The organism is Pseudomonas sp. NPDC096917 (genome assembly GCF_044762555.1).
Lineage (GTDB): Bacteria > Pseudomonadota > Gammaproteobacteria > Pseudomonadales > Pseudomonadaceae > Aquipseudomonas.
In genome coordinates this window covers 21,990-35,298 of the sequence record NZ_JBIWEO010000012.1, presented here as the reverse complement: position 1 = coordinate 35,298, position 13,309 = coordinate 21,990, and the positions used below count along the sequence as shown (strand labels likewise).

Annotated in this window: 11 protein-coding genes; 7 read left to right on the top strand and 4 right to left on the bottom strand. The window is 56.3% G+C overall.

Annotated elements, in window-relative coordinates; all coding sequences use genetic code 11:
* Positions 1 to 22: 22 nt before the first annotated feature.
* Both ACIQYF_RS15455 and ACIQYF_RS15450 read right to left on the bottom strand, forming a co-directional pair.
* Positions 23 to 1,021, bottom strand: coding sequence for an NAD-dependent epimerase/dehydratase family protein (locus ACIQYF_RS15455; RefSeq protein ID WP_402863314.1), 999 nt, complete (start codon positions 1,019 to 1,021; stop codon positions 23 to 25).
* A 52-nt stretch (positions 1,022 to 1,073) separates the two neighbouring features.
* Positions 1,074 to 1,967, bottom strand: a complete 894-nt coding sequence (locus ACIQYF_RS15450; protein WP_402863311.1) for a LysR family transcriptional regulator ArgP — start codon at positions 1,965 to 1,967, stop codon at positions 1,074 to 1,076.
* Positions 1,968 to 2,077: 110 nt separating this feature from the next.
* Here ACIQYF_RS15450 and ACIQYF_RS15445 point away from each other — a divergent pair, with 110 nt between their 5' ends.
* The 7 genes from ACIQYF_RS15445 (at position 2,078) to ACIQYF_RS15415 (ending at position 12,262) form a co-directional block, all read left to right on the top strand.
* The gene (locus tag ACIQYF_RS15445) at positions 2,078 to 2,680 is read left to right on the top strand and encodes a LysE/ArgO family amino acid transporter (protein ID WP_402863308.1); all 603 of its coding nucleotides are present in this window, start codon (positions 2,078 to 2,080) and stop codon (positions 2,678 to 2,680) included.
* A 252-nt stretch (positions 2,681 to 2,932) separates the two neighbouring features.
* The gene (locus ACIQYF_RS15440; RefSeq protein ID WP_402863305.1) at positions 2,933 to 3,529 is read left to right on the top strand and encodes a superoxide dismutase; all 597 of its coding nucleotides are present in this window, start codon (positions 2,933 to 2,935) and stop codon (positions 3,527 to 3,529) included.
* Between the two features lie 256 nt (positions 3,530 to 3,785).
* Entirely contained in the window at positions 3,786 to 5,837 is a 2,052-nt protein-coding gene (locus ACIQYF_RS15435) for a putative bifunctional diguanylate cyclase/phosphodiesterase (RefSeq protein ID WP_402863302.1), read from the top strand.
* 173 nt (positions 5,838 to 6,010) lie between these two features.
* Positions 6,011 to 7,357, top strand: coding sequence for an imelysin family protein (locus ACIQYF_RS15430; protein ID WP_402863299.1), 1,347 nt, complete (start codon positions 6,011 to 6,013; stop codon positions 7,355 to 7,357).
* 1,286 nt (positions 7,358 to 8,643) lie between these two features.
* A complete protein-coding gene (locus ACIQYF_RS15425) occupies positions 8,644 to 10,059 on the top strand; it encodes a di-heme oxidoredictase family protein (protein ID WP_402863296.1) in 1,416 nt (471 codons plus the stop codon).
* A 26-nt stretch (positions 10,060 to 10,085) separates the two neighbouring features.
* Positions 10,086 to 11,150 (top strand): imelysin family protein, encoded by a 1,065-nt coding sequence (locus ACIQYF_RS15420; protein ID WP_402863293.1) that lies wholly within the window; start codon positions 10,086 to 10,088, stop codon positions 11,148 to 11,150.
* Between the two features lie 14 nt (positions 11,151 to 11,164).
* A complete protein-coding gene (locus tag ACIQYF_RS15415) occupies positions 11,165 to 12,262 on the top strand; it encodes a DUF1513 domain-containing protein (protein WP_402863290.1) in 1,098 nt (365 codons plus the stop codon).
* A 100-nt stretch (positions 12,263 to 12,362) separates the two neighbouring features.
* Here ACIQYF_RS15415 and ACIQYF_RS15410 read toward each other — a convergent pair whose 3' ends face one another.
* Positions 12,363 to 12,590 carry a hypothetical protein gene (locus ACIQYF_RS15410; protein ID WP_402863287.1) on the bottom strand — a complete coding sequence of 76 codons (228 nt, stop codon included), beginning with the start codon at positions 12,588 to 12,590 and terminating at the stop codon, positions 12,363 to 12,365.
* Complete coding sequence (locus ACIQYF_RS15405) at positions 12,590 to 13,306, bottom strand: lipopolysaccharide kinase InaA family protein (RefSeq protein WP_402863284.1); 717 nt, start codon at positions 13,304 to 13,306, stop codon at positions 12,590 to 12,592. Before ACIQYF_RS15405 ends, ACIQYF_RS15410 begins: the two co-directional genes overlap by 1 nt.
* Positions 13,307 to 13,309: the final 3 nt, after the last annotated feature.

Below are 13,309 nucleotides of genomic sequence, written 5' to 3'. Positions count from 1 at the left end.
CTTATCTGAATCCTGAAGAAAATTAGCGGTACGGCGATTCCTGGGCTTTCCACCAGCCGCAAAACTCGTCCAGCGCTGCCCACAGGCTGACTTTGGGGTCGTAGTCGAGGTAATGTCGGGCACGGCTAATGTCGAGAGTAAAGTCTTTGTTCATCACCTGCACCCCCAAACGCGAGAGTGTCGGCTCCGGCTGACCCGGCCACAACTTGCACGCGACCTCACTGAGTGCGCCGACACTATAGGCCATGCCATAGCCCCGATAACGGGTGACTTGCGGCACATTCATCTGACGCATGACGTAATTGACCACATCCCACACCGGGATCGGCGCGCCATTGCTGATGTTATAGGCCTTGCCCAGGGCCGAGCCGCTCACCAGTACGCTGCTCATGAGCGCTTCGTTGAGGTTTTGCATGCTGGTGAAGTCGACCTTGTTCAGGCCGTTGCCAATGATCGCCAATCGGCCTTTGCGTTGCTGCTTCAACAAACGCGGAAAGAGGCTCATGTCCCCTGCCCCGGTGACAAAGCGCGGACGCAAGGCGATCACTTCAAGACCGAACTCCTGAGCCCCGAAAACCTTTTGCTCAGCCAGGAATCGGGTCTCGGCATAAGGGTGCTTGAAACGCTTGGGCACGTCTTCTTCGGTCAGCCCGAGGTGCGAGCGTCCGTCGAAATAAAGCGAAGCAGATGACAAGTGCACCAGACGCCGCACCCTCTGTTTCAAGCAGGCTTCGACCACGTTCTCGGTGACCAGCACGTTGTCGCGAAAGAAATCCTGATAACGCCCCCAGGTGCCCACATGCCCCGCGCAATGCACCACGACATCGACATCGACGCACAGGTCACGCACCAGCAGGCCATCGGTCAAATCACCCGGGATAAATTCAGCACCGCGTCGCACCAGGTGTTCAACCCCTTCGGCCCGACGCCCGCTGACCCGTACGTCAAAGCCCTGCTCCAAGGCAAAACGCGCAAAGCGTCCGCCAATAAAGCCGCTCGCGCCGGTGACCAGAATCTTCATCAATTGCTCCAAATGCTGTAATTCTTGTTGCCTGCTGTTTAAACGCTATTTATCAGGCCAAAGGCACTAACCAGCGAGATGCCGAACGCGATAAATGCGCCGTCAGTTGCTCCAGCAGTTGTCCGCCATTGCGCCAATGATGCCAGTACAGTGGCACGTCGATCGGTTTATCTGGCAAAAGCTCCAGCAATGCCCCGCTGGCCAACTGCTCACGTACTTGCAGCTCTGGCACCAGCCCCCATCCCAGACCTGCTTCCGTCAGACGAATAAAGCCCTCTGATGACGGGCACAAATGGTGCTCGAATCCGCCGTCTACGCCCAGTGCAGCCAGGTAACGATGTTGCAGAAAATCATCCGGACCAAACACCAGTGCCGGGGTTTTAGGCAATCGTTCAGCACTCACGCCAGCGGGAAAGTGCCGGGCAATAAAACCAGGGCTCGCCAGCGCGCGGTAACGCATCGCGCCCAATAATACGCTGCGCGCCCCCGCCACCGGGCGCTCGCTGGCGCACAGGCAAGCGGCGACTTCTCCGGCGCGCATGCGTTTGAGGCCGACGGTCTGGTCCTCTACCACCAGGTCCAGCAACAGGTGCTGGTCGGCGCAAAAATCGCCGACTGCCTGCGCCCACCACGTGGCCAGACTGTCGGCATTCAACGCAATGCGCAGCCGCTCGGGCAGGCCTTCATCATCCAGCGCAGGTACAACACTTTGCAGATCACGCTCAAGCAAGCGCACTTGTTGCACATGGTTGAGCAAGCGCCGACCAATATCGGTTGGGCTCGGCGGCGTGGCACGCACCAGAACCGGCTGCCCGATCCGGGCTTCCAGCAGTTTGATGCGCTGGGAAATAGCCGATTGTGACAAGCCCAGCACCTGCGCCGCACGCTCAAAACCGGCCTGTTCTACCACGGCAGCGAGGGCCGAGAGCAATTTATAGTCGAACATCAGTTTTCCTAATGGGCGATCAGCAATATTGGTTTTTCTTATACATCCATGGGCCCGACAATAGCCAGCAACAAACCTCACTTGCGTAGACACTTCGACGAGTACTGCTTATGTGGCAAAGCTACCTTAATGGCCTGTTGGTCGCGTTTGGCCTGATCATGGCGATCGGCACCCAAAACGCTTTTGTGCTGGCGCAAAGCCTGCGCCGTGAACATCACCTGCCAGTGGCGGCCTTTTGTGTGATCTGCGATGCGTTGCTGGTGGCCGCCGGCGTGTTCGGCCTGGCGACGATTCTGGCGCAGAACCCGGTTTTGCTGAGCATCGCCCGCTGGGGCGGCGCGGTGTTCTTGCTGTGGTACGGCACTCAGGCTTTGCGCCGGGCTTTTTCGGCGTCGAGTCTGGAGCAGTCGGCGGGTCAAACCGCCCGTTCACTCAAAGCCGTGATGCTGAGTGCACTGGCGGTAACGCTGCTCAACCCGCATGTGTATCTCGATACGGTGCTGCTGATTGGTTCACTCGGCGCCCAGCAAAGCGTGCCGGGCGCTTATGTCGTGGGCGCAGCCAGTGCTTCGCTGCTGTGGTTTTTCACCTTGGCCCTCGGCGCAGCATGGCTGGCACCCTGGCTGGCCCGTCCCGGAACGTGGCGCCTGCTGGACCTGCTGGTGGCGGCGATGATGTATGCGGTGGCGGTGCAGTTGATTGTGGCTGGCTGAGTCACAGCAAGATCAAAAGATCGCAGCCTGCGCCAGCTTCCACACAGGCACCTGCCCCTCATTAAAATCATCAAGTTTTTGAATCAATCGAGCTGAAACGTCTATTCCACACAGTTGTCGCGTGGTTAAGCCGCAACCCCGGTGCTATGATCCAGCGCTTGCGCCGCAAAGAGTACAAACTCCCCGGCGCGTGTTTGGCCGCCCGTGATCGGCCTTGCGCTCATCGCAACTGACCTGATTAGGAGAATCATCATGGCTTTCGAATTGCCGCCGCTGCCGTACGCACACGATGCCTTGCAGCCGCACATCTCCAAAGAAACCCTGGAGTTTCACCACGACAAGCACCACAACACCTACGTCGTGAACCTGAACAACCTGGTGCCAGGCACCGAGTTCGAAGGCAAAACCCTGGAAGAGATCGTTAAGACTTCTTCGGGCGGTATCTTCAACAACGCCGCTCAAGTGTGGAACCACACCTTCTACTGGAACTGCCTGTCGCCAAACGGCGGCGGCGAGCCTACTGGCGCTCTGGCTGACGCCATCAACGCTGCGTTCGGTTCGTTCGACACGTTCAAAGAAGAGTTCAGCAAAACCTCTATCGGCACCTTCGGCTCCGGCTGGGGCTGGCTGGTGAAGAAAGCTGACGGTTCCCTGGCTCTGGCCAGCACCATCGGCGCCGGCAACCCGCTGACCAGCGGCGACACCCCACTGCTGACCTGCGACGTGTGGGAACACGCTTACTACATCGACTACCGCAACGTACGTCCGAAGTATGTCGAAGCGTTCTGGAACATCGTTAACTGGAAGTTCGTTGCAGAGCAGTTCGAAGGTAAAGCCTTCACTGCCTGAATCTGACTTCAGGTAAAAAACCCGGCGCTGCCGGGTTTTTTTTGGCTCAATCAAAAGTAGCGCGAGGCCGCTCTTCAACATCAGCGCCAGCTAAGATCAACACACAGATTTTTTCATTCAGTGGCTCAAGTTCACAAACCCATGGACCGACACAGTAGCCAGTGTTGAAGTCCCCCTGATAGCACCCCTGAAAAGGTGCCATGATTACCCGGCCCCATGACCACAGACATCTGGGCAGGAAACAAGGAATAGCCCTTTGAAGCTGGAACTCAAGAACAGCTTGGCGATCAAGTTACTCCGGATCGTGCTGCTATCGGCATTGGTCGTGGGAGGCGTACTTGGTTGCGCGCAAATTGTGTTCGACGCCTACATCACACGGCAATCCGTAACGGAAGATGCCGACCGTATCCTCAACATGTTTCGCGACCCATCCACTCAGGCGCTGTACAGCCTGGACAGCGATATGGCGATGCAGGTGATTGAGGGGCTGTTTCAGGATCAGGCCATTCGTCACGCGTCTATCGGGCACCCCAATGAACCGGTGCTCGCTGAAAAATCCAGAGGGCTGCAGAAGACGTCGAGCCGCTGGCTGACCGACCTTATTCTGGGCAAGGAGCGCACCTTCAGCACGCCACTGACGGGCAGCGGGCCGTACAGCGAGTATTACGGCGACCTGAGCATTACCCTCGATACTGCCACCTACGGCAAAAGCTTCCTGACCAACGCCGGGGCCCTGCTGCTCTCGGGTGTGCTGCGGGCCCTGCTGATGAGCCTGGTGTTGTATCTGATTTATCACTGGCTGCTGACCAAGCCCTTATCAAAAATGATCCAGCACCTGACCAGCATCAATCCGGACCACCCAAGCGAGCATTTGATCCCGCAGCTCAAGGGCCATGAAAAGAACGAACTGGGGGTGTGGGTCAACACCGCTAACCAATTATTGTCCTCGATTGAGCGCAATACCCATTTGCGCCACGAAGCCGAAAATTCCTTGCTGCGCATGGCCCAGTACGACTTTTTGACCGGCCTGCCCAATCGTCAGCAATTGCAAACCCAGCTCGGCAAAATCCTGACCGATGCCGGCCGCACACAGCGCCGCGTGGCCGTGTTATGTGTGGGCCTGGATGACTTCAAAGGCATCAACGAGCAATTTGGTTATCAAACGGGCGACCAGCTATTGCAGGCCCTGACCGACCGGATCCGCGCCCACAGCGGTAGCCTGGGGGCATTGGCACGTTTGGGTGGCGACCAGTTTGCACTGGTTCAGGCGACTATCGAGCAGCCTTACGAAGCGGCCGAACTGGCGCAAAGCATTCTGGATGACCTTGAAACGGCGTTCAGCGTGGGCAAGAAAAACATCCGCTTGCGCGCCACCATTGGCATCACGCTGTTTCCGGAAGATGGCGACACCTCAGAGCAGTTGCTGCAAAAAGCCGAGCAAACCATGACCTTGGCCAAAACCCGCTCGCGCAGTCGCTATCAGTTTTACATCGCCAGCGTGGACCGCGAAATGCGCCGCCGGCGTGAGCTGGAAAAAGACCTGCGTGATGCCTTGCGCGGCAATCAGTTGTACCTCGTCTATCAGCCGCAGATCCGTTACAGCGATCATCGTGTGGTCGGAGTCGAGGCATTGTTGCGCTGGCAGCACCCTGAACACGGCATGATCCCACCGGACATATTTATCCCGCTGGCCGAAAAAAACGACACCATTATTGCCTTGGGCGAATGGGTTCTGGACCAGGCGTGCCACCAACTGCGCGAATGGCACGACCAGGGCTTCATCGAGCTGCGCATGGCCGTCAACTTGTCCACGGTGCAGTTACACCACGCAGAATTGCCCAGGGTGGTGAATAACCTGCTGCAGGTGTATCGCTTGCCGCCGGGCAGCCTGGAGCTGGAAGTGACCGAGACCAGCCTGATGGAAGACATCAGCACCGCCGCCCAGCATTTGTTGAGCTTGCGCCGCTCCGGTGCACTGATCGCCATTGACGATTTCGGCACTGGCTATTCATCGCTCAGTTATCTCAAAAGCTTGCCGCTGGACAAAATCAAGATCGACAAGAGTTTTGTGCAAGACCTGATTGATGACGACGACGATACCACCATCGTGCGCGCCATCATTCAGCTCGGCAAAAGCTTGGGCATGCAGGTGATTGCCGAAGGTGTGGAAACACTCGAACAAGAAGCCTATGTGATCGGCGAAGGCTGCCATGAAGGCCAGGGTTATTTGTACAGCAAGCCCCTGGGAGCACGGGAATTGAGCGCTTATTTGAAACAGGCTCAGCGCAACAATGCACTCAATGTGTGATTTTATATTTCATGATTTTTACACACGCCGCGAGAGACAAGGCGGGCCGGCAAAGTAAATAGGAAATATTTACAACAGTAACCCTTTACACAAAATGCAAATCTTTCGCATTATGTCGCACGTTTTGCGTGCCATCGCACGTTTGTCCCACCTCTCGAAGCAGGATTTTCGCCATGATTCGTATGCCCCTGGCCACCGCCAGTCTGCTGGCCATTGCTATTTCACTCGCCGGTTGTGGCGACAAAGACAAAGAAAAAACAGCAGCAGCCCCTACGCCAGCAGCAGCGACTACGACTGCCACGCCAGCCACTGATGTCACGGCAGCCCACGTCGACGAAGCTGCCGCCAAGGCGGTTGTCGCGCATTACGCCGACATGGTCCACGCCGTGTACAGCGACGCCGAATCCACTGCGAAAAAACTGCAAACCGCCATCGACGCGTTTCTGGCCAAGCCAAACGACGACACCCTCAAAGCCGCTCGCGCTGCCTGGGTTGAGGCGCGCGTGCCTTACCTGCAAAGTGAAGTGTTCCGTTTCGGCAACACCATCATTGACGACTGGGAAGGCCAAGTGAACGCCTGGCCGCTGGACGAAGGCCTGATCGACTACGTTGACGCCAACTATGCTGGCGCACTGGGCAACCCGGGTGCCAACGCCAACATCATCGCCAACACCCAGATCCAGGTCGGCGAAGACAAAGTCGACGTGACCGACATCACACCGCAAACCCTGGCTAGCCTGAATGAGCTGGGCGGTTCCGAAGCCAACGTTGCGACCGGCTACCACGCCATCGAGTTCCTGCTGTGGGGCCAGGACCTGAACGGCACAGGCCCTGGCGCGGGCAACCGCCCTGCTTCTGACTACCTGGAAGGCGAAGGCGCCACCGGTGGCCACAACGACCGCCGTCGTGCCTACCTCAAGGCCGTGACCCAACTGCTGGTTAACGACCTCAACGAAATGGTCGGCAACTGGGCACCGAATGACCCGCAAAACTACCGCGCCACTCTGGAAGCAGAGCCGGTACAGAACGGTCTGCGCAAAATGTTCTTCGGCATGGGCAGCCTGTCGTTGGGCGAACTGGCCGGCGAGCGCATGAAAGTGTCGCTGGAAGCCAACTCCCCTGAAGACGAGCAAGACTGCTTCAGCGACAACACCCACAACTCGCACTTCTACGATGCCAAAGGTATTCGTAACGTGTACCTGGGCGAGTACGTGCGCGCTGACGGCACCAAAATGACCGGCCCAAGCCTGTCTTCTTTGGTGGTAGTGGTTGATCCAGCTGCAGACGCAACCCTGAAATCAGACTTGGCTGACACCGAAGCCAAAATCCAGGTCATGGTTGATCGCGCCAACAAAGGCGAGCATTACGACCAGTTGATCGCAGCGGGTAACGAAGCGGGTAACCAAGTCGTTCGTGACGCCATTGCCGCACTGGTCAAACAGACCGGCGCGATCGAGCAAGCCGCTGGCAAACTCGGTATCAGTGACCTGAACCCGGATAATGCTGATCACGAGTTCTGATCTGCAGGTTTAAGTGAGTAAACAAAAAGGCGGCCTTTGGGCCGCTTTTTTTGGGCTCTATCCAGTAGGTGTAATCACTATCGAGCAGCTATCTGAAGAGAAGCTGTTGTAATTTTGTTTTTATAATTTTCGTCAAATAGACACCCCACCCAATAAACATTTAGGCTTTCACAGCAGTATACATATACCGCCACCTCCCCACTCTAACTAGATTTAATTAAGACCCAACAAGCTATTACGCGAGAGAAACATGACCATAACTTATACTCCATTTCAATCGAGCGGCTCCCTCTTACTACCACCGAACCAAATAATGTCTCCAGGACAATATCTTATGTCTGAAAATGGGCGTTTCAGACTGGTACTACGCTGATGGGAATCTGGTAATTACTGAGGGCGCAGCTACCATCTGGTCAGCAGATAGCAATCAGCCTTACAGCAAAACTTTGCAGCGTAAGAAAATGCGCGAGCGTCTTCATTTCGTCATCAGTAATAGTGGTTTTCTCTATGATCCGTCCAGAAGACGCTTATGGATTGCTGAAAGCACTCACAGTACTGATAAATCGCTCTGGTACAACGCGTGTATGGTTATACAAAACGATGGGAATTTAGTCATCTATGATCAACGTACTGGAAATCTATGCTGGGCTCGGTTTGGATTTATCCCAGGTCGCATGCCAAAAAGAACATTCAGCGTCATAAATATACTACCAAGTGGAATACCCTTTACCATCTGGGAATTTTAATCAACACAGACTCCAACTACGGAAAACCATATTTAGCAAAAATTAATTATGAAGCACTGCAGGAGGGTGCAAACAATCAAAACCGTACGGATCTGTCTGACATTTATGAGCAAGCTCTGGACTGTACACTTTAGGAAATGGCTGAGTATTTATACAACCAGAAATCGCAACCAACATTAAAACCGCTAAAAATATTTTCATGTTTACTCCGTTTTTTTAGAAAGCATAGAGTATTCGAAGAAAAATTTGTATATCGCTCATCTCTGATTAACCTGTAGGAAATACCTTTTATATTTTCAAGCCATACAAGATTTAACTCATGTGAGTCAGCGACGAACCTTTTGCCAGTCAGTCAAGCTGATTGGCATTTTCAATCATGATCAGTTTAACCTCCAGGCCGCACTGCCCCCCCTCACGAGCAAGCTGAATCTCATGAGCTTGCCTGTCACAAATCAAACCAAACGCTAATTCCTCTTATTTCAATTCACCTTCCCTGATAAACTTTGCGCCCTCGATTTTGCTCGCTGATCTGGACGCTTGATGCCTTCGCTGCCTCTTCGCCTGTCTCTGTTGCTGTTGGCCCTGGGCCTTGGCGGCTGTGATGATGCCCCGCGCTTCACCAAACCCGAGCCCGGCGAAGCCCGCTCAGGCGGTGCCGCGACTGTGCGCAAAAGCGATCAAAATGCGTTTTCCATGCCGTCCGCCAACCTTTCGCCTACGCGCCGTCTGGATTTCAGCGTCGGCAACAGCTTCTTTCGTAACCCTTGGGTAATAGCGCCCTCCACCACCACCGCACGTGATGGTCTGGGCCCGCTGTTCAACACCAATGCCTGCCAAAACTGCCATATCAAAGACGGACGCGGCCACCCGCCTGCACCGGACGCTATCAATTCCGTTTCGATGCTGGTGCGTCTGTCGATTCCCAACGACCTCGCTTACCGCGAATTGATCGAGAAAGTCGGGATTGTTCCCGAACCGGTCTATGGCGGCCAGTTGCAGGATATGGCCGTGCCCGGTGTTGCCCCCGAGGGCAAGGTGCGAGTTGATTACACACCTGTGCCGGTGCGCTTCAAAGACGGCACCGAAGTCCAGTTACGTAAACCGACGCTGCAAATCACCCAGCTGGGTTATGGCCCGATGCACCCCGACGCCCGTTTCTCGGCACGCATTGCGCCGCCAATGATTGGCCTGGGGTTGCTTGAAGCCATCCCCGATGAGGCGATTCTGGCTAATGCCAACCAGGGCGGCGGCCTCAACGGGCGCCCGAATCAGGTGTGGGATGACGCTCAGCAAAAGACGGTTTTAGGCCGATTTGGCTGGAAAGCGGGCCAACCGAACCTCAATCAACAAAATGTTCACGCCTTTTCTGGTGATATGGGGCTCACTACCCGCCTGAGGCCGTTTGATGACTGCACACCCGCACAAACCGACTGCCTGGCAGCGCCCAACGGCAACGGTCCGGATGGAGAACCCGAGGTCAGTGACAATATTCTGCGCCTCGTCGAGTTCTACACCCGCAACCTCGCGGTGCCTGCTCGCCGCGATGTGGGTTCGCCGCAGGTGCTAGCCGGTAAAAATCTGTTCTACCAGGCCGGTTGCGTGTCGTGCCATACGCCGAAGTTCACCACGTCAGCCCATGCGGCCGAGCCCGAACTGGCCAATCAGGTCATTTACCCTTACAGCGATCTGCTCTTACACGATATGGGCCCGGGTCTTGCCGATAACCGTACCGAATTCGCCGCATCAGGCAGCGATTGGCGCACACCGCCACTGTGGGGCATCGGTTTGACTCAGGCGGTGAGTGGTCATACCCAGTTTCTGCACGACGGGCGTGCCCGCAACCTGCTCGAAGCCGTGCTGTGGCATGGCGGTGAGGCCGAACCGGCCAAGCAGCGGGTTTTACAATTTAATGCCGAGCAGCGCGCTGCGTTGCTGGCGTTCCTGAACTCTCTTTAACGCCTTATAAGATCGGGGACCCCGACATGTTTAGACCCAAGCTTCTGTTCACCAGCCTTGCCGCTATTGCCTTGGCCGCCTGCTCGCCACAAGACCCGCAAGCCGTCACCTCGGCCGCCATCGCCAAACAAGTGATCCTGCCGACTTACAGCCGCTGGGTTGAGGCTGACCGCCAGTTGGCGGTCAGTGCACTCGCGTACTGCGAAGGCAAAGAATCGCTCGACACCGCTCGCGCCGACTTCTTGCACGCGCAAAAGGCCTGGGCCGAGTTGCAGCCGTTGCTGATTGGCCCATTGGCCGAAGGCAATCGCTCGTGGCAAGTACAGTTCTGGCCAGACAAAAAGAATCTGGTCGGACGCCAGGTTGAGCAGTTGGTCGTGGCCCAGCCGCAGATCGATGCCGCTGCTCTGGCCAAGTCCAGCGTGGTGGTGCAAGGCCTGTCGGCTTACGAATACATTCTGTTCGACAGCAATATCGACCTGGCTGACGCGGCACAAAAAGCCCGCTATTGCCCTCTGCTGACCGCCATTGGCGAACGTCAAAAACAACTGGCCGAAGAAATTCTGGCGAGCTGGAACAGCACTGACGGCATGCTGGCGCAAATGACCAAGTTCCCGAACCAGCGTTATGCAGACTCTCACGAAGCCATCGCTGACCTGCTGCGTGTACAAGTGACCGCACTCGATACGTTGAAGAAGAAGCTCGGCACACCAATGGGCCGCCAGAGCAAAGGCACTCCACAGCCCTTCCAGGCGGACGCGTGGCGCAGTCAGGGGTCGCTGCAAAGCCTGGCGGCCAGTCTCGCGGCCGCTCAGACCGTATGGGTGGGAGTCGACAACAAAGGCTTGCGTGGTCTGTTGCCCGCCGAGCAAAAGCCACTGGCTGACAAGATCGATGCCGCCTACGTCGCCTCGCTCAAGCTGTTCAACGACAACTCGCGCACGCTCAATGAGCTGTTGGCTGACGACGCAGGCCGCGCTCAACTGGATGCCATCTACGACAGCCTTAACGTGGTTCACCGTCTGCACGAAGGCGAACTGGCCAAGGCGCTGGGCATTCAACTGGGCTTTAACGCCAACGACGGCGATTAATGAAGGATGGTTCGATGATGCGCAGGCAAGCTCTCAAGCTCGGCGGTTTATTACTGAGCGCCGTGACGCTGGGCGGTTGGTCGCTGTTTAAACACAAAGGCCAGAGCCCGCTGCTGCTCAGTGCCCGCGACGATGTGGACGGCAAACACTTTGCCGTCGGCTATCGACTGGATGGTACCCAAGTGTTCAGCACTCAGGTCGGCCAGCGCTGCCACGACATCATCAACCACCCAACGCTGCCTATTGCGTTGTTTGTGGCGCGACGTCCCGGCACTGAAAGTTACCTGATCAGCCTCAAGGACGGACAACTGCTGCAAACCCTGACATCGCTGCCCAATCGGCATTTTTATGGTCATGCAGTGATTCATAAAGACGGCGAATGGCTATACACCACCGAGAATGACACCACCGATCCGGGGCGTGGCTTGCTGGGGGTGTACCGCTTTGAAGGCGAACGCCTGATTCACAGTGGAGAAATCCCCACTCACGGCGTGGGCCCGCATCAAGTGTCATGGATGCCCGATGGCGAAACGCTGGTGGTGGCCAACGGTGGCATACGCACCGAGGCCGAAAGCCGGGTTGAAATGAACCTCAACGCGATGGAGCCCAGTCTGGTGCTGATGCAACGTGACGGTGCATTGCTGAGCAAGGAAACATTGAGCCAGCAGATGAACAGCGTGCGTCACCTGGGGATCGCCAGCGACGGTACCATCGTTGCCTGCCAGCAATTTATGGGGGATGCCCATGAGTTGTCCGAGTTACTGGCGATCAAACGTCCTGGCCAGCCATTTGAACCGTTTCCGGTAGCCGAACAGCAACTGCGTGCCATGGGACATTACACGGCCAGTGTGGCGGTACACAGCGAGCTGCGGCTGGTGGCCTTGACGGCGCCAAGGGGTAACCGGTTTTTTGTCTGGGACCTGGACAGCGGTGCGGTGCGTCTGGACGCCCCCTTGCCGGACTGCGCAGGCGTGGCCGCAGTGAAACACGGATTTGTAGTGACGTCCGGCCAAGGCCGTTGCCGCTTCTACGATTGCCGTCAGAATGAGTTGACTGTCAAACCCCTGGATTTACCCTCGGGTCTTTGGGACAACCACTTGCATGTGATGTAAAGCCTGCCTTTTACCTGCTGCAACAACGAACTCGCCTCGCGACCCTTTGAAAAATAAAAGATCGCGAGGCTCGGTTTCATTGCAAGCCGCGTCGCTGGGTTCAACTTTGAGGCTTCATGCCTTGCGTCATTCCGAACATAAACAGCAAGAGTTCGTGATCGGGTTTGGCGTCTGCAACAACTTTGGTCACACGAGGAATCGGGCAATGCGCACCGCTCTGCGTTGCACTCAACACTTGCATCACTGGCGGTTGCCAGGCGGCCATTGCCACAGAAGCAACGACCAGAGACCCCAGCAAAAATAAACTTCGTGCTATTTCTCGCTTCATCACCATAACCCTTTGATAGCGCTGCCAAACACCTTTTCATAAAAGTAGTTCAGTTTGGTCCAGTCGTCGGTATTCCACGACGAGTGGCGGCGTAGCTGTTTCAAGTCATGCGAGGCTGCCTTGCGGGCTGTCAGCCGTTGCCGGCTTTTTTCAAAATCCAGCAGGGCCACATCGACCTGCGCACTGTCACCCTTGCCTGTTACTCGAACGAACACATGCTTGGCATACAGACAACCATGCTGCCAGCGCCCCAGGTGCATACGCGCCAATGTGGCGGCAATGCTTTCAAGCACGCGGTCATGGATCGCCTCACCCTGCACGTCACGCTCACCAGCAGCGTACCAACTGTCTATTTCAACAAAACGTTCCAGCGCGGCGGTCACTAGCAATGCGCGCCATTGTTTATCCGCCCCTTGCTGAGCCCCGCAGTACACCAGTTCAGGCACGCCCACCGATAAACGGTTCATCGCAAGCAGTGCATCCCGCTCGCGCAATACCGTTGGGCGACCCAGCGGGTAGCGCCAACTACGATAGGTGTGCTCAACCTGACGCTTGACATACAGCGTGCGTCCTTTGGCATCGTGGATGCGTTGTACGCCACTCTCACCACCGCGACGCTGATTTGGCTCCTCAACCCACTCGCCTTGTTGCTGCCAGTAGAAATCAAAACGGTCTTCAGTTGCAGCTGGGTGTGGCGACACAGAATCAACGGCCATGCA